The 18,675-nt window shown below is 31.3% G+C and carries 12 protein-coding genes; 1 reads left to right on the forward strand and 11 read right to left on the reverse strand.

Annotation, left to right across the window (positions count from 1 at the left end; all coding sequences use genetic code 11):
- Positions 1–180 precede the first annotated feature (180 nt).
- From KQI68_RS00195 to KQI68_RS00210, 4 genes are read right to left on the reverse strand one after another with little or no spacing between them, the layout of a single operon-like run.
- On the reverse strand, positions 181–870 hold the full coding sequence (locus KQI68_RS00195) for a CPBP family intramembrane glutamic endopeptidase (protein ID WP_216547898.1): 690 nt from the start codon (positions 868–870) through the stop codon (positions 181–183).
- Positions 870–1,406 carry a 5-formyltetrahydrofolate cyclo-ligase gene (locus KQI68_RS00200; RefSeq protein ID WP_216547899.1) on the reverse strand — a complete coding sequence of 179 codons (537 nt, stop codon included), beginning with the start codon at positions 1,404–1,406 and terminating at the stop codon, positions 870–872. The genes KQI68_RS00195 and KQI68_RS00200 overlap by 1 nt, the downstream gene beginning before the upstream one ends.
- Entirely contained in the window at positions 1,387–3,999 is a 2,613-nt protein-coding gene (locus KQI68_RS00205) for a PD-(D/E)XK nuclease family protein (protein WP_216547900.1), read from the reverse strand. The genes KQI68_RS00200 and KQI68_RS00205 overlap by 20 nt, the downstream gene beginning before the upstream one ends.
- Complete coding sequence (locus KQI68_RS00210; RefSeq protein WP_216547901.1) at positions 3,980–4,963, reverse strand: RluA family pseudouridine synthase; 984 nt, start codon at positions 4,961–4,963, stop codon at positions 3,980–3,982. Before KQI68_RS00210 ends, KQI68_RS00205 begins: the two co-directional genes overlap by 20 nt.
- Positions 4,964–5,146: 183 nt before the next feature.
- Between KQI68_RS00210 and KQI68_RS00215 the strand changes: the two genes are divergently transcribed.
- On the forward strand, positions 5,147–5,710 hold the full coding sequence (locus tag KQI68_RS00215) for an endolytic transglycosylase MltG (protein ID WP_216547902.1): 564 nt from the start codon (positions 5,147–5,149) through the stop codon (positions 5,708–5,710).
- Positions 5,711–6,067: 357 nt separating this feature from the next.
- On the opposite strand, the gene pyk is transcribed toward KQI68_RS00215, so the two are convergent.
- The 7 genes from pyk to mfd all read right to left on the reverse strand — a co-directional run bounded on the left by pyk (position 6,068) and on the right by mfd (position 18,665).
- Positions 6,068–7,795: a pyruvate kinase gene (gene pyk, locus KQI68_RS00220; protein ID WP_216547903.1), complete on the reverse strand. Its 1,728-nt coding sequence runs from the start codon at positions 7,793–7,795 to the stop codon at positions 6,068–6,070.
- 9 nt (positions 7,796–7,804) lie between these two features.
- Complete coding sequence (locus tag KQI68_RS00225; protein WP_216547904.1) at positions 7,805–8,758, reverse strand: ATP-dependent 6-phosphofructokinase; 954 nt, start codon at positions 8,756–8,758, stop codon at positions 7,805–7,807.
- A 6-nt stretch (positions 8,759–8,764) separates the two neighbouring features.
- Complete coding sequence (locus tag KQI68_RS00230; RefSeq protein ID WP_216547905.1) at positions 8,765–12,193, reverse strand: DNA polymerase III subunit alpha; 3,429 nt, start codon at positions 12,191–12,193, stop codon at positions 8,765–8,767.
- A 510-nt stretch (positions 12,194–12,703) separates the two neighbouring features.
- Positions 12,704–12,970 carry an HPr family phosphocarrier protein gene (locus KQI68_RS00235; RefSeq protein WP_216547906.1) on the reverse strand — a complete coding sequence of 89 codons (267 nt, stop codon included), beginning with the start codon at positions 12,968–12,970 and terminating at the stop codon, positions 12,704–12,706.
- Positions 12,960–13,907 (reverse strand): DNA-binding protein WhiA, encoded by a 948-nt coding sequence (gene whiA, locus KQI68_RS00240; RefSeq protein WP_216547907.1) that lies wholly within the window; start codon positions 13,905–13,907, stop codon positions 12,960–12,962. Before whiA ends, KQI68_RS00235 begins: the two co-directional genes overlap by 11 nt.
- Positions 13,908–14,064: 157 nt before the next feature.
- Complete coding sequence (locus KQI68_RS00245; RefSeq protein WP_216547908.1) at positions 14,065–15,156, reverse strand: peptidylprolyl isomerase; 1,092 nt, start codon at positions 15,154–15,156, stop codon at positions 14,065–14,067.
- A gap of 35 nt (positions 15,157–15,191) precedes the next feature.
- Positions 15,192–18,665, reverse strand: coding sequence for a transcription-repair coupling factor (gene mfd / locus KQI68_RS00250; RefSeq protein WP_216547909.1), 3,474 nt, complete (start codon positions 18,663–18,665; stop codon positions 15,192–15,194).
- Positions 18,666–18,675: the final 10 nt, after the last annotated feature.

Genomic DNA, 18,675 nt, shown 5'->3' on the forward strand with positions numbered 1-18,675 from the left:
ATAAATGCAAGCACTTTTTTAAAATTTTTTATTTTTTTTAATTTAAATAATTTAGAATATAAAAATTAAAAGCTTAGCATATTTAAGGACTGCTGTGTATCCTGTGGGTATCTCTGACAAGAAAAATTGGGACTGAACCCTATGAAAACACAAGGTACAGTCCCATAACATCATAAATATTTAAACCATATCTGCCACAGCAAGATAAAGTAAAATAATTGACCAATCATATAAAATATGCACCACATAAGTCACAGTTAAATTTTTCGACAAAATATAACTCATAGAAACTGCAACTCTCACAAGAGAAATCACAACAAGTGACTGTGCAATATTAAAATTATAAGTGGAAAGATGCATTGCTCCAAAAATTACAGAAGAAAAAATTAGTGCAACTACAACTTTTAAAAATTCATTTTCAGTCTTCATTTTATTTATCACAAATAAAAATGGAACGATAAATAAAATTTCTTCAGCAATAAATTGAATGCAAGATGCAATAAAAAACTCCATTAAGTTTTCATCATTAAGCATATCAAAAATTGGATTTGCTGAGGTTTCTATATTCCACTGACTCATTAAAATTGAGAGAAGCATTATCCCAAATATTGAAATTAAAAATCCAACTATTGTGATAATTATATCCTTACCCTTTGGCAACAAAAATACTTTCTTTGCAAAGTTTTTATCTATGATTCTTAGCGACAATAGACAAAGTATTGATAAAATAGCTGCAATAATTATTTGATTTTTGATTTTAAAAATTACTGCAATTAAACCAGTTACAAAAATTATTGCAAAATATGAAATCATTGCGAGAATCCAGCGCCAAGTTTTAGCTTCTATTCTTGGAAATTCACGTTTCTCCATTAAAAGTTCACAAGTCCTTCATCTGTTATGAGATAATCAAGTTTTTTGTCATACTCTTCATGTGGCACTTCTTCAACTTTTTGATCTGAATAACCAATTCCCATTTTAATTGTTTTCACTTTTTCAAAAAACTTATCGTAATAACCTCCACCGTATCCAAGTCTGTATCCGTCCTTATCGAAGGCAAGTCCTGGAGCAAGTGTAAGGTCAATATTAGTTTCAGGCTCTCCATCTTCTGGCTCTAATATTCCCATTTTATTTGGCTTTAGGTTCTCAAGTGATTTTATCTCTACAGCAATCATTTCATCTCCCTTTACAATGGGAACATAAACTTTTTTGCCATCTTTTAAAATCATATTTATAATTTCTTTTGTGTTCACTTCAGTTCTGTAAGAAACAAAAATAAAAATTGATTTGGAATTTTTATAAATTTCTAAATTTTTTAAATTTTCTAAAATCTTTTTTTCTTTTTCTTCTCTATTTTCAATATTTTTTCTAACTTCAGTGTATTTTTTTCTAAGCTCCTTCTTGCTCATTTCTTCCTCCTTTTAAATTTTTACATATATCTGTGTAATTGCAGTATTTGCAGTCACTTTCTGATTCGAAGTTTCCACTTTCAACTTCACTAACTAGTCTATTTATTTCAACTGTAAATTCTCTTAAAAGATTTTTTATTTCCCCATCACTCATATAAGATTTTTTCTGATCATTCTTAGCCAAAATATCTTGATTTTTTATAACTGTTGAAATTTCTCCTCGCTTTATACTTCCATAGCTTGCCTTTGCAAATTTTTTACCTTTAGCAACTCTTGATATTGCATAAATTGGCATTTGAAAAGATTTTAAATCTGTAATTTCTTTTTTTGTTTTAACAGAACTTCTCTTGTAATCAACAAGGCCTTCTCCCTGTTGATTTGAGTCAATTCTATCGATTCTTCCTACAATCTTTACTCCATTTAAATCCATTTTAAAACCTTCTTCAAAAGCACTAGGATATAAATTATCTTTTTTCTGCTCTTCTAAATCAGCTTGAATATAATCTTTTAAAATCTCATAAGTGTTTTGGCAGTCAATCTTTTCAAAAAAATCCAGTTCAGAATAATTTCTACCCTCTCCAATTTCTTTTAAGATTAAATTTTTTAAAGTCTTTTCAGAAAATTCTTTCTCCAGCTTAAAATATTTTTCTAAAATATTGTGGTACCTATCTCCCATTTTCAAATAAAACTTCTCGTCGTATTCCTTTGCAAGCTCCTCAAGTTTGTACACTCTTTCGAAAATAAATCTCCTTGGACAGTCCTTTAAAATGTCAAAATCTGTGACAGAATAATATCTATCTTTTATTTTTTCTCTGATATTTTCGTAATTATTTCCTCTAAGGTTGTAATTATTTTCATCTCTATTAAAATCAATATCCAAATCAGAAGTATTGTATTCTTTTATAAATTCGCAAGCTTTAAAATTCAATTTATTTATCAAAGTGTTTAAAACTTTGGAATAACCCTTTTCTTCGTCCTCCGTTAAAATCAGAGTATTTTCTGAATTCAAAATCGCATAGACAAGAGTTATGTAGTCAATTTCAAATTCATCTTTAATAATACCAATTTCTGTCATAAATTCTTCAGTGTCTCTGTTGTAGATAAAATTATTTTTTGAAGATTTTTCAAAATTATTGTCAAGACCAATTAAAATTAGATTTTTAAATCTTCTGTAGTAATTTGCCTTTAAATCTGAAAGCTCTATTGCCTCAAGATTTGTCACCCTTTGAGTGCTTGACTCCTCAATGTATTTTCTAAGAAGTAGGATATATTCTGAAAGTGAAATTTCCTTGTAAAAAGGCTTTAAACTTTTCATGTTATCTAAAATTTGAATGAGTTTATCCTTGTAAATAAAGTCTCTTAAAAAAGTTGAATCTGGATTTAATTTTACTTCAGATTCAATTTTTTCTGATGCAAATTCAATATAATTTATAAAAAAGTTTGAATAATAATCAATGCTTTCACTTTCCTTTAATTTTTCAGACTGCATAAAGTTTACTGCATCATAAAAATTATCAAAATCTGTTTTTTCGCCATCAGCTTCAGTCATTTTCGAAAAATCAATTTCATCTAAATGCAAAAAATCTGTTGCAAGCATAGTTTTTTCTGCACTTAAAATATTAGTATTCACTGAAAAATATTTAAGCCTTAATCTTGCAATTGAATTTTTCTTGTTTTTATTTTCAAAGTAATCGAGAAGCTTTAAAAATTCTCCTCGAAGCATTGCATTTTCTTTTTCCTTAAAATTAAATTCCAGTCCTTCAAAATCTTCACGAACTTTAATACTCTTTGCAAGTTTTTTTGATGAATACAGAATTTTTAAATCGCTGTAATTATTTTTCTCCAAAATCTTTTTAACTTTTGTGAAAAACAAATTATAAAAATTATCTTTGGAATAGAGGACTTTTAAATTTTTTACACTTTCTTTGTAATCAATAAATTCATCTCTAATTATTTCAAAATTTAAATCTTCTAAATTTCTTAGAGTTTCATCAAGTAAATCTGATTTTATAAAATTAAAGGGCATGTGAATATAGATATTTTTATCTTCCATTAGCTTTTCAATTAATTTGTATTCAGATCTTCTAAAGGCAGCAAATCCTGAAATAATAATTGTGTCAAAATTTATCTCACTTGGAACTATGCTCTCTATCCCAGGAGAAAGTCTCTGATTTTTACTTTTAAAATAGTTATTGTAGTCTGTAAAAGATTTTTCTAATACAGATACAATTTTTGAATCAAATTTAGAAATTTCTTCACTTCCCAAATAATTGTCAATCATTGAATCGAAAAAATCCAGCACAATATCAACAGTTTCTGGAAAAATTTTTATATTGGAAAGATTATTTTTTAAAATTCTACTGAGCACGATAAACTTTGTCACAGAATCGGGAGAACTTAGTTTTCTGTACTTTTTTATAATTTTATCAAAAGTTTCAAACTCTGTATTTCTAATGTCTATTTCATTTTCTAAAAAATCTCTAATAGTAAAATTAATTGCAGACTCTTGAGGTAGAATGACAAGAGTCTTTTCTCCCTTAAATTCTTCAAAATTAAATTTGTCTTTCGAATTATTAAAAAATACTTTTTTCATTTAAGATTTCTCCCAAGTCAACATCAAAAATTTCCTCTGCAATTGAAGTCATCTTTTCATTTGGAAGGAAAATAAAATTCTTTCCCTTTAAATTTTTAAGCTCATCAATATTAAACTTAACTTCGTAGTTGTGAAGATACTGCGAATCAAGTCCCATATTTCTAAATTTATTATTTTCCGCTGCACTTCCATATTTTCTGTCGCCAATTATACTAAGACCCTTCTCTTTAAGAGAAGCTCTAATTTGATGAGTTCTTCCAGTGATTAGATTAACTGCAATTAAAGTGTAGCCCTTTCTTCTTGCAAGCACTTTAAATTCAGTAATTGATTTTTTGCCGTCACTTGATTTAACCATTACATTATTTCCAGTTTTCTTTAGATTAATTTCAACATCAAAATCATCTTTCACTTCTCCTGAAACAATTGTGATGTAGTGCTTTTCGACTTCGTGATTTTTTATCCCCTTATTCAAAACTTGCAGCGTGTTTAAATTTTTCGCACCAATTAAAATCCCCGAAGTATTTCTGTCTAGTCTATTGACAAAGGCAGGTCTAAAGGATTTTTCCATCCTTGGATTGTACTCACCATTTGCAATTAGATAATCCACCATTCTATCAAGGGCATTGTCCTTATAAGCACCGCTGTCGTTATGAGTCAGCATGTTTATAGGTTTTTTTACGAGTATCACATTTTCATCTTCGTATAGCACATCAGGTCTTTTAGAATTTTTTGATACCTTGACTGATTTTTTAAATTTATCAATTGTATCATCTGCAATGTATAGCTTAATAACATCTCCAGTTTTTAAAATATCTTCTGGAGATGCTTTTTTGTCGTTTAATTTTATATTTTTCTTTCGCAAATTTTTATAAATAAAAGACAGTGGCGCCTTTTCGAAATAAATTTTTAAAAATCTATCAATTCTTCTTCCACTGTCGTTTTCATTTATCTTAATTTCTCTCATCTTATCGCCCACTTTTATTTCTTTAGCATTCTTGATATAATTATATCAAATAGATTAGAAAAGAGGTTTATTTTGAATAATTTTAACAAGAGATCTATTATATTAAATAAAATCTTTCGTCTACTTTTATTGCTAATATTTTTCTTAGCACTAGTCTTCATTATTAAATGGAGAATTGACAATATGTACTTAAAATCTATGGGTAAAGAAAAAACTTCAATTAGTGCAGTAGAAGAATTTAGAAATATAAAAGATGAAATAATGATTGCCACAGGAATGAAAGAAGAAAAAGTGAACACTCCTGTTGCAGTAGATGAAGAGGATATAAAAAGTAAAGAAAATATTCTGACAATTCCAGAAGGAACTGATGGAGATGCACTTGGCACTATCTTAATGGAAAAGGGACTTATAACTGATATAAATGCTTATAACTTTTTGCTAGATGATATGCAAATAAGAGATAAAATAGTTCCTGGAAATTATGAAATACCTGAAGGCATAAAGGCAAAAGAAGTCCTTGCACTTGTAACAAATACAGAACTTAAAACGTACTCTTTTACCATTCAGGAAGGTGCAAGCATTGAAGATGTAGGTAGAATGTTTAAAGACCTTGGAATAATTGAATCACCTCCAGATTTTGTAATAGCTTGTAATAATCTTGGAGTAACACAATTTAAACTTGGCGAACATACAATTGTTAAACCTACAAGAGTTAATACGATTATTAATGAGTTAAAAGCAAATTAAGAAAAATTAAACCACTGGAATCCAGTGGCTTTTCTTTTTATTTTTATTAAATCTAAAAAATATATTTTAAATAACTATCTTTAATTAAAATTATGAGGTCTGCAACTTTGTATAAAATAAGCAAAAAAATTGCCCTTGCGTAAAAAATTTTCAACTTGTTTGAGCGAGCGAAGCGAGTAAGTTTTGAAAATTTAGCAAGGGTGATTTTTTTGGACTTTCAGTGCGTCGTGGGGTGTTTTGGGGTGGCTTGGAGGGGCAAAGGGGCATTACAAGACGCCCCTAATGCCCCTCCAATAAAAATAAAAGTTTTCCAATTTAATAATAATTCATTAATATATTATTTATTAAATAATAAAATTATCTCCTAACAGAACCATCTGATTCCATTGTTATTATATCCCCAGTTTTTATTTTATCTGTTATTCCATCTACTCCAACAATGGCTGCTTTTTCTAATGATATTGCAGTGATTGCGCCATGTGATGTAAATCCTGCTTCTTCTGTTATAAATCCTGAAGATTTTTCCATAAAGCTAATCATGCTTGCATCTGTAAATCTCGTTACAATTATATCTCCATCAAAGAAGTTTTCTAAATCTTTTTCTTCTCTTATTACAATAGCTCTTGCTTTCTTTTTCTTCTTTCCAATTGCAGTTCCGCGTCCAAGTATTTCCGATACATTTTCTATTTTTAAAAGGTTAGTTGAACCCGCAATTCCTGCTGGTACTCCGGCAGTTAATACAATTAAATCTCCTGATTTTAAATAACCTTTACTCACTGCTACATCAATTGATGCGTCAATTAAATTGTCAGTATCTTTAAAACTTGGCACCTTCACAGGATTTACGCCCCAAACAATGCTAAGTTGATTTTTAATTTTTTCAAATGGTGTTGAAGCAATTATTTCTGTCTTAGGTCTAAATTTTGCAATTGCCTTTGATGTATTACCTGAAGTTGTGGCAGTTATAATCGCCTTTGCATCAAGATCCTTTGCAACTTGACAAGCTGATTTGCCAATGGAATTAGTCATTGAAGTTTCCACATCTTTCATTCTATTTTTAAGAATTTCATCGTGGTCAATAGTCCTTTCAGTGTATTCCAAAATCTTTCTCATAGTTCTCACTGATTCAACTGGATATTTCCCACTTGCAGTTTCACCTGAAAGCATAACTGCACTTGTTCCATCTAGCACCGCATTTGCAACATCATTTGTCTCAGCTCTAGTTGGTCTTGGGTTTCTCATCATTGAGTCAAGCATTTGTGTCGCCGTTATTACAAATTTTCCTGCAATATTACATTTTCTAATGATTTCTTTTTGAATAATTGGCACAGCTTCTGTTTCGATTTCAACTCCAAGATCGCCTCTTGCAACCATTATTCCATCGGAAACATCAATTATTTCATCAATTAGTTCAACTGCTTTTTTTGATTCAATTTTGGAAATAATTTTAGTAGTGTAGTCTTTTGATTCTTCTAAAACTTTTCTAATTTCTATTACATCTTCCTTGCTTCTAACAAAGGAAGCTGCAATAAAATCCACATCTTCCTCCACGCCAAACTTCAAATCAGAAACGTCTTTTTCTGTAAGTATTGGAAGATTTAAGTCAGCTCCAGGCACATTAACTCCCTTGTGAGAAGAAATAAGTCCTGAGTTTTGAACTTCTGTGACAATGTCTTCGCCTTTAATTGCAGTAACTTTAAGCTCAACAAGTCCATCGTCAATTAAAATTCTATCTCCGGTTTTTATGTCTTTGTAAAGTTCCTTGTAGGAAATGCTTCCAATATTTTCATCGCCCATTATATCTCTTGGAGTTAATGTAAATTCCTTTTCAGGTTTTAAAAGTATTTCTCCTTCAAAGTCTCCAAGTCTAATCTCTGGTCCCTTTGTGTCAAGCATTATTCCCATTGGAATGTCTAATTCTTTTCTAAGCTTCTTTATAAGAAGAATCTTTTTTCTGTGTTCTTCATGAGTTCCGTGAGAGAAATTAAGTCTACAAACATTAATTCCCTCGTCTATTAATTTTCTAAGAACCTCTTCATTTTCACTTGCAGGCCCAATTGTCGCAACAATTTTTGTCTTTTTCATCACTCACCTCTATATTGAAACAGTCTTTAGAATTTCAAGTAAATCTTGTCTAAATTTTTTCTTTATATTAAATACATCTTCAAAGCTTTCCATAATAATTTTGCCCTTTACACTTCCAAGTGCTCCAGACTTTTTATCCTTTGCAAAATAAACTGCGTGATATCCAAATTCCGATGCCAAAATCCTATCAAAAATACTTGGAGCTCCACCTCTTTGAATGTAGCCAAGAACTGTAACTCTCGTGTCAATTCCAGTTAGCTTTTCAAATTCTTTTGCAAATTCAAAGGCCGAACCGCAGCCCTCTGCCATAATTATTATGTGATGTCTCTTGCCTCTATTTTTTCCAACAAGTGCCTTTTCTGCAATTTCATTTATATTCATTGGAAATTCTGGAACGATAATTGATTCTGCTCCAGATGAAACTCCTGAGAAAAGTGCAATGTCTCCGCACTCTCTTCCCATAACTTCAACTACATTTGCCCTGCCGTGAGCTTCTGTAGTATCTCTTATATTTGAAATAGCTTCTGTTACGGTTCTAACTGCAGTCATAAATCCAATTGTGTAATCAGTATAACCCATGTCATTATCTATGGAGCATGGAATTCCTACAACATTTATTCCTGCTTCGCAAAGTTTTTTAGCACCCCTTAAACTTCCATCGCCACCAAGGACAATTAAAGCATCAATTTCAAAAATCTTTAAAGAATTCAATGCCTTTTCAAAGCCCTCATCTGTTTGAAATCTCTCTGAACGAGTTGTAGAAAGTATTGTGCCGCCTCTTTGGATGATGTCAGCGACAGATGCTTCAATTAGCTTTTCAAATTTTGCATCGATTAGTCCTTCGTAGCCGCCCATTATTCCATAAACTTCAATACCTTCAAAGATACAAGTTCTGACAACAGCTCTAATTGTAGCATTCATGCCTGGTGCGTCGCCACCACTTGTTAAAATTGCAATTCTCATAAACACCTACTTTAAAATTATTTTATCCATATTGTTTTCAGTAAAGTTAACTAATTTATATTTGAGCTCATCGAGAGATTTTTCATCAATCCACAAATCTGAATCTGTTCCAAATCCTTTTCTGCTCCTTTCGTCAAAAAGAACTACGGGCGTGTTTCCGCTGTATTCTTTTAAAATATTTTTCACATTAAATAAATTTTTATCTTCCATTGAAGAAAGTGAAATGTATAATTTCTTGTCGCTTGGAACTTTCACTCTGCTTAAGGAATCTACTAAAATCTTCGGATCTTCAACTTCTGACTCTGAGAAATGTCCTTCAACTAAAAGCACAATTTCTTCCTGAATTAAGTCTCTATATTTTGAAAAAACATTTGGAAAAATTACAAGTTCAATAACTCCATATAAATCTTCTAAAACTCCAAAGGCCATCATTTTATTATTTTTCGTAATCATTGACCTCTTAGATTTTAAAATTCCGACAATTTTTACCTTGCTATTTCCAAGTAAATTTTCTCTGTATTTTTCAAAAATTTCATTTGTGTTTGTCGTATTTAGCTTTTCTATAATTTCTCTGTAAGGATCAAGTGGATGACCAGATATATACATTCCTATGACTTCTTGCTCCATGTCGAGCTTGTCCTTTTGAGAGAAGTCTTTTAGTTCTGGCAAATCTTCATTCATCTTAACATCTTCAAAAATTGAAAATTGTCCCGTTACATTATTTTTTGCCGTTGATGATGAAGAAGATAGAACTTTTTCATAAATTGCAAGATATTGTGCTCTATTTCCTTTAAAGTCATCCATTGCACCGCATCTAATTAGGGATTCAACTGCTCTTTTGTTAAGAGCTTGCTTGTCATAAGCATTAATTCTGTCGACAAAATCTTTAAGTGAAGTGAATTTTCCATTTTCACGAACTTTTTCAATTGTTCTAATTAAATTATTGCCCACATTTTTTACAGCTTTAAGCCCGAATCTTATTTTACCATCTTCAACTGTGAAGTTTTTATAGGAATAATTAATATTTGGCGGCAAAATTTCAATATTTAATCTCTTAATCTCTTCAATATAAAGACTAACCTGCTTTATATCTTGAGTGTAAGTTGAAATTTGCGCTGCCATAAATTCCTTTGGATAATAATATTTTAGCCAAGCAGTTCTGTAAGCAACAACTGAATATGCAACAGAGTGGGATTTGTTAAAGGCATAATCTGCAAAGTCTATGATTAAATCGTAAATTTCATTTGCAGTCTTTTCATCTACTCCATTTGCAATGGCACCGCACACTCCTTCAGCAGCATTTCCATAGATGAAGTTTTGTCTTTCCTCTTCCATTACCTTCATCTTTTTCTTAGAAATTGCACGTCTTACAATGTCGGCTCTGCCAAGGGAGTAACCACCAATTTGTTGCACGATTTGCATAACTTGTTCTTGGTAAACAATACAGCCATAAGTTGATTTAAGTATTGGCTCAAGCATTGGGTGTAGGTATGAAATCTTAGATTTGTCGTGCTTTGATGCTACAAATTTAGGAATTTGCTTCATTGGTCCTGGTCTGAAAAGAGCATTGGCAGCAACTAAGTCAGAAAATTCATCAGGTTTTAGTTCTTTTAAGAATGCTCTCATTCCACTAGATTCAAATTGAAAAACTCCAAGAGTATTTGCACGTGCAAACATATCAAGTACTTTTGCATCATTGTAATCGAAGTTGTCAAAAGAAATTCTCTTGCCATAATTTTTTTCGATTAAATTTAGTGCATCTCTAATTACAGTAAGAGTTCTAAGCCCTAAGAAGTCCATTTTAAGTAGCCCTAACTCTTCAAGTTCAATCATATTAAATTGAGTGGCAATTATCTTGTCATTTCTCGTAAGTGGAACATATTCAGTTAGCTCATCTTTAGAAATTACAACACCTGCTGCATGAGTTGAAGTGTGTCTAGGAAGTCCCTCAAGCTTTAACGCCATGTCAATTAATTCTCTTGAATCCTCTTCTTCGTCGTAAATTTTCTTAAAGGATTCAGAAATTTCCAGAGCCTTTTCTAAAGTCATGTTGAGAGCATGAGGGACTTGCTTTGCAATAAAATCAACCTTTGCATAGCTCATATCCATGGCACGACCCACATCTCTTATTGCATTTCTTGCAGCCATTGTTCCAAAAGTTACAATTTGTGCAACATGGCTCTCGCCGTATTTTCTATTTACATAATCAATAACTTCTTCACGTCTTTCGTAGCAGAAGTCGATATCAATATCAGGCATTGAAACTCTTTCAGGATTTAAAAATCTTTCAAAAAGCAAATCAAACTTTAGTGGATCCACATCAGTTATACCAAGGCAAAATGAAATCATACTTCCAGCAGCTGATCCTCTTCCTGGCCCAACTTCGATTTGGTGCTTCTTTGCATATCTTATAAAGTCCCAAACTATTAAGAAATAATCCACATAGCCCATATTTTTAATTGTGTTAAATTCAAATTCAAAACGCTCTTTTATCTCATCAGTAATATTGTCGTAGCGCTCATTCATTCCATCTATTGCAAGCTTTCTTAGATACTCTTCATGAGTGTAGCCTTCAGGCACAGTAAATTCTGGAAGGTGCAAATCGTGAAATGCAATCTCTACATTACATCTATTTGCAATTTTCACTGTGTTTTCTAATGCTTCAGGATGCTCTGGAAAAAGAGCCGCCATTTCATCGGGTGATTTTAAATAAAACTCATCTGATGGAAACTTCATTCTGTGATCGTCATTTAAAGTTTTGCCTGTTTGAATGCACAAAAGCACATCGTGACTTTTTGCATCGTCTTTATTTAAGTAGTGGACATCATTTGTAGCAATTAGAGGAATATTTAATTCTTGAGATAATTTTGAAAGCTCTCTATTAACTCTTGCTTGTTCAGGAATCCCGTGATCTTGAAGCTCTAAAAAGAAATTATCTTCTCCAAAAATATCTCTGTATTCAAGAGCGGCAGCCCTTGCTTCTTCCATATTTCTGCTTGAAATTTTTCTCTGAACTTCTCCACCAAGGCAAGCTGAAGTTGATATAATTCCCTTAGAATATTTTCTAAGAACATTTTTATCAACTCGAGGCTTATAATAATATCCATCAACAAAGCCAACAGATACGATTTTCATAATATTTTTAAAGCCTTCGTTGTTTTCAGCCAAGAGAATTAAGTGATATCTCTTATTTGATTTATCTTTAAAGGTCATGTCCTTTTCAGAAACATATATCTCACAACCAATAATTGGCTTTACATCTTGTTTTAAACATTCTTTGTAAAAGGCAATCATTCCATACATATTGCCATGATCAGTTAAGGCAACAGAGTCCATATTCAGTTCTTTAACTCTCTTTGCAAGCTCTGATATTCTCGTTGATCCATCTAAAAGAGAATACTCGCTGTGCAAATGAAGGTGCACAAAATTATTCATATTATCATCCTCTATCTTTCTTAACTATATTTTATCAAAGGCTTCAGACAAATAAAAGGACATGAAAAAAGAGTTTTTCAAAGTCCTTTATAAAGATTTTTTTATTTAATTTTATTAAAGATTATATTTTTGTTTTTATTTGGAGGGGCATTAGGACGTTGCGATGAAGCCCTAGCCAAAATCTTTGATTTTGATGCAGGTCTCATGCCACTATTTGTCCAAATCTATGATTTGGTTACAAATATCGGCTCGTCCTTTGCCCCTCCAAGCCACCCCAAAACACCTTGACGCTCTGGAAGTCCAAAAAAATAGGTCATGCTAAATTTTCAAAACTCACTCGCTCCGCTCGCTAAAACAAGTTGAAAATTTTTAACGCATAACCAATTTTTTTGCTTATTATATACAAATTTGCTTCCCTTACAATTTATTTATGCAAGGGTAATTTAAATATTTAAATTTAAAGTATTATTTTAAAAAATTATAAGATACTATGTACGTGGCAAGACCACATCAAATATTAACAAAATCTTTTTCTATAATATGAGTAAGTCTTGCAACGGCTTCTTCTTCATCTGGACCTTCTGCATATATTACTACTTCTTCGCCATTAAATGCACCTAATGACATAATTCCAATAATACTTTTCCCGTTAACTTTATCACCATGAGCCTCTAAGTTTATATCGCAAGAAAATCTATTAGCCTCTCTTACGAAAAGCGCCGCGGCTCTTGCATGAAGTCCATCTTCATTGTTAAGAACAACTTTATTACTTTGCATCTTGAACACCCCTTAACTTATTTGCAATTCTTTTTAACTTCTTAAATCTGTAGTTTATTGTCGACTTAGATACCTTTGGCTCTAAAGAATTTGCAATATCACTAAGACTCATAGATCTATTATTCATCCTTATATCTGCCAACAATTTTAATTCATCATCGAGATTTTCTAGTCCAATCTCTCTATCTATTAACTTAATATCCTCTACTTGATCCAAGGAAGACTTAACTGTCTTATTTAAATTTGCTGTCTCACAATTTACAATTCTATTTACATTATTTCTCATCTCTTTTAAAACTCTAATATTTTCAAATTTTAAAAGAGAATTAAAAGCTCCAATCACCGAAAGGAAATCAGAAATTTGTTCAGCTTCCTTGATATAGACAATATATTTATCTTTTCTAGTTGTGACCTTAGAATTAAGTCCAAAATCATTAATCTTTTCTCTTAAGAAGTCCGCATTTTCTTCGTCACTACACACAAATTCCAAATGATAAGATTTTTCTGGATTTGTTATAGAACCTGCTCCCAAAAAAGCTCCTCTAATATATGCTTTTTTCTCTCTAATACTTTTTGTAATCTCCACAGGTCTGTAGTTTTTTATAAATACGTTTTCATCCCTAATATATTTTAACTCATCTAAAAGCAACCTGCAAGATTCATCTTCATCAACATTTATAATGTATAAATTTTTCTTAAGCTGCTTCGACTTTGCATTTCTTACTTCAACATCAAAACCAAAGGACTTTCTTAGAAATGTAAAAATTCTCCTTGCAACAGGAGCATTTTCCGTCACATATTCCATTGAAAGGTTGAAATTCTTGTATTTCAAGACTCCACACATTGGAGTGATGCCTGCTAGTTCGGAAATAATAATATTATAATCTTCAACGCGAATTTTTGCAACTTCATTTTTTACATCAGATGAAAAACTCATAGAGTCACCTCTTTCATCTATCACACACTAATCTAGTTTTTATTATAACAGATAATGAAATAAAATGATAAGCTTTTCTCTCAATTTATTTAAAACTTTTTTATATTCTTTACAAAAAAATTTTTTAAAAAAAGAAGACCCGAAGGCCTTCTTGATTTTATTTTGCTTTTTCTGCAGTTTCTTTTACTTCTTCAGTTGCTTTGTTTGCAGCTTTATTTGTTTGTTGCTCAGCTTCTTTGACTGCTGTATTTGATTCTTTTTGAGCTTCTTGTTGTTTTGATTTGCCATAGTTTTTGTATTCTTCTGGAACTTCAAAGTCCTTAGAAGGATCTACATAGTTTTTAGTCTTTGATTTTTTTGTTAAGTCTTCCATGTATTTTTGGAATTTTTCTTGTTGTAAAGTTGCTTTAATTTGATCTTTAACTGCATCAAATTCTGCTGGTTTCTTTTCTTCAAGTTTAATTACATGGTATCCAAATTGTGATTGGATTGGTTCAGAAATTTCTCCAACCTTCATTTTTTGAATTGCTTCGTCAAATTGTGGCACCATTTGTCCGTTTTTAAATTCTCCAAGTGATCCACCATTTTGAGCTGAACCTGTATCTTTTGATTTTTCTTTAGCAATTTCAGCGAAGTCTCCACCTTTTTGGATTTCTTTTCTGATTACATTAGCCTCTTTTAAGTTATCTACTAAAATATGAGATGCCTTAGCAGTATAGAATTTGTCTTTGTTGTCTTCGTAGTATTTTTTAACTTCATCTTCAGTTGGTTCAAGTTCTTTTTGCTTAGTTTCTACATATTTTGAAAGTAGCATTTGGTTTTTAAGATTATTAACTACAAATTCTTCTTCTAAACCATTGTCTTTTAAGAATGCGTTAAAGGCTTCTTGTCCGCCAAGTTGAGCTTTAATTGCTTCAAGTTGTTTGTTTACTTCTTCATCTGAAACAGTGATTTTAGATTTTTCTGCATCTTGTTTTACCATTTCGATTTGTGTAAGGTCTCTTAAAGCATTTTCTCCTAAAAGTTGTTTATAAGTCTTTTGTGTTGTAGGTTCCTTTTCTGCAAGGTAATCTTCTCCATATTGTGCTACTAATTGGTTAGCACTTGCAGAGTAAGATTTGTAGAATGATTCTATTGGAATTTCTACTCCATTAACTTCTGCAGCAACTCCTTCTTTTTTGCCACATCCTGCAAGTGAACTTATTAATACAGCTGATAAAGCTATTGTGCCTAATTTTTTAAAAAACATAATTCTCTCCTTTTCTTACTTTGTTTTATTATACACTAGTTTTCCGTTGTTTTTGTGTCCATTTTGTGTAAAATTAAAATACTTATAAGTTTTTTTAACTCTTCTAGAGGATATTTTAATTTTGTAAGAACTATTTCATTTTCTTCTCCAAGTGAATAAGAAATATTTTCAAATTCATTATTTAATTCAAGTACTGTCTCGACAGAAATTTCTCCATCTAGTTTAATTCTAAACTCGCCATTTCTCTCTGTAATTGATTTAACATTCGCTCTTTGAGCTCTATTTTTTAGAAAAGCTATATCCATAAGGTTTGAAACTTCTTCTGGCAAGTCTGAAAATCTATCTATTAATTCATCTACTAAATCAGAGTATTCTTCATCACTTGATATAACGGAAATCTTTTTATAAATTTCAAGTCTAATTCTGTCATCTTCTATATATTCTTTAGGAATGAAAGAGTTGATTTTAATATCAATTGATGTTTCAACTTCTTCTTCAACTTCAATTCCCTTTAATTTAGAAATTGCATCTTTTAAATATTTCATATATAGGTCATAACCAATTTGGTCGATGTGACCTGATTGTCTTGATCCTAGTATTGAACCCGATCCTCTAATCTCCAAGTCTCTTTGTGCAATTTTATGGCCAGATCCAAATTCTGTAAATTCTTTTATTGCCGAAAGTCTTTTTTGTGCAACTTCTGAAATTGATGAACTCTTGTCATAGGTAAAATACGCATAGGCAATTCTTGATGACCTGCCAATTCTACCTCTTAATTGATAAAGTTGTGAAAGTCCAAGTCTATTGGAGTCGGTAATAATCATAGTATTTGCATTTTTTACATCCATTCCCGTTTCTATAATTGTAGAACAAACTAATACATCAATTTCTCCATTTATAAAATCAATCATGGTATCTTCCAAAACTTTTTCGCTCATTTGACCATTTGCCATGGCAAAAGTTGCCTCTGGCACAAGTCTTCTAAGTTCCAAAAGTTTATTTTCCATATTTTGTACTCTATTATACAAGAAGTAAACTTGTCCATCTCTGTCGATTTCTTTTAAAATCGCTTCACGAATCATAAGATCATTGTACTCTAAGACATAAGTTTCAACTGGAAATCTCTCTTCAGGTGGATCTTCAATAACAGACATATCTCTTATACCAATCATAGACATTTGTAAAGTCCTTGGAATTGGAGTTGCAGTAAGAGTTAAAGTGTCCACATTTTCTTTTAACATTCTAAGTTTTTCTTTATGGCGCACTCCGAATCTTTGCTCCTCATCAATTATTAAAAGCCCCAAATCTTTAAATTTAACATCTTTTGATAAAAGTCTGTGAGTTCCAACGATGATGTCGATGTTTCCATTTTTTAGGCCTTCTAAGTCTTCTTTAATTTCTTTCTTACTTCTGAATCTTGAAAGAAGGCCAACTCCCACTGGGAAATTTTTAAATCTATCAATAATTGTGTTGTAATGTTGCTGAGCAAGTATTGTAGTTGGCACTAAAAATGCAACTTGCTTGCCATCAAGTATTGCCTTAAAAGCAGCTCTAAGTGCAACTTCAGTCTTTCCGTATCCAACATCTGCACAAAGAAGTCTATCCATTGGAACTGGTCTTTGCATGTCCCTTTTTATTTCTTCTGATGAAACTAACTGACCATTTGTCTCTTCGTAGATAAAGGCATCTTCAAATTCTCTTTGATACTGACTGTCTTCGCTAAATTGATAGCCTTCTGTGTTTTCACGAACTGCGTAAAGTTTAATGAGTTCATCTGCCATGTCGTCAATGGATTTTTTCGCCCTTTGCTTTTTCTTGGACCATTCAAGAGAATTTAGTTTGTTGACCTTTGGCTTTGAATTTCCATCATGCACATATTTGTAAATTAAATCTAAGGATTCAATTGGAAGGAATAATTTATCCTCACCGCCATATTCAATGACTATATAGTCTCTAGAAATCCCTGAAACTTCAAGCCTTTCTGTGCCAACATATTTCCCTACACCATGGGTTTCGTGAACTACATAATCTCCAATTTCTAAGTCCTCGAAGTTTAGTTGTTTTTTCTTTTTTACCTTAGGCTTTTTCTTTTTGGAAATTGAGCCATAAATTTCAGAGTAATTTATAAAGACAATTTTAGAGCTTGTAAACTCAACTCCAGAATTTATTGAGCCAGTTGTGACAACTAAGTCCGAAGATTTTTTTGTATCGTCATAAGTTTTTGCAAAGTCAGGGGAATATCCAAGCTCTACAATGTGCTCAAAAAGTCTCTTGGCTCTTTTTTCTGTGGCACCAAGTAAAATCACCTTGTAATTATTTTTTCTATAATAATCTAAGTCTTCTTTGAAAAGTTTAATCTTAGACATGTAATTAGTTACATTTTTTACTGTAATATTTACAATGTCTTTTGGCTTAAACATCTTAGGTGGTTTTAAAAGTGCATTAAAAGTCGCTATCTTTTCTTCATTTAGTCTTTCGACAATATCAAGATAATTTATAACTGCATCTTCGTGAGACTTTGTGACTTCTCCACTTTCACAAAGTGCTGCAATTTTTTCATTGTTGTTTACAAAGATTTCTTCTTCTCTTTCAATAATTCTAGTTGGCTCATCTATAAAAAATATAAAATCATCTAAGTAATCTAAAAATGATGAGTATTCGCCTACATAGGGAAGTATTAAATCCTTATTTAGTACATTTTCTCCGTTTTCAAGCTTGTCAATATATTTTAGAAACTTCTCTGAAAGTCTATCTCTTTCTTTTCCTTCAAGTTTAGATGAGTCTAAATCATTTCGTATTCTCTTAGAAATTTCTAATTTTTCCTTGGAATCTAATATTAAATCATCAATAGGAAAAATATTTATCTCATCAAGTTTTTCAATTGACCTTTGACTTTCAATTTCAAAGGTTCTTATTGAATCAACTTCGTCATCAAAAAGTTCTATACGGTAACTCGTGTCATGAGTTGCAATATCAATAATTGAACCTCTTATCGAAAATTGCCCTGCACCTTCAACAAGAGGATATCTTTCATAACCCATATCTACAAGTTTTTCTCTAATTTCTTCAATATCAATTACAGAATCAAGAGATATTTCTATTTTATTTTGTCTAAACTTATCAGGCGTTGAAATCTTTGAAGTCAGTGCATCAAGTGTTGTAATAACAACCTTCGCATCACCAGTAACAGTCTTCTCCATAGCATGAAGTCTAAGCTTTGTGTTTTCCTTAGACTTTGAATCTCTGTCGTAGAAAAATAAGTCCTTCTCAGGATAATAAACTGTGACTTCATCTATTAGATTAGAAATATCTTCATAAGTTTTTCTTGCAGAAATTCTATTTTGACTGATTACGCAAATCTTTTTTCCTTCATCTGAAAAAGCAGAAGAAAGAAGTGATATAACAGATTCTTCTGAACCAAAGACACCAGTATTAGAAGAGCTTTTTAGAGAATTATAAAGATCTTTAAAAGCCTTTGTAGATTTTACAGTTTCTATTAAAAAACTCAAAAAATCACCT

Source organism: Peptoniphilus ovalis (assembly GCF_018919265.1).
In the GTDB taxonomy this organism is placed as follows: domain Bacteria; phylum Bacillota; class Clostridia; order Tissierellales; family Peptoniphilaceae; genus Peptoniphilus_A; species Peptoniphilus_A ovalis.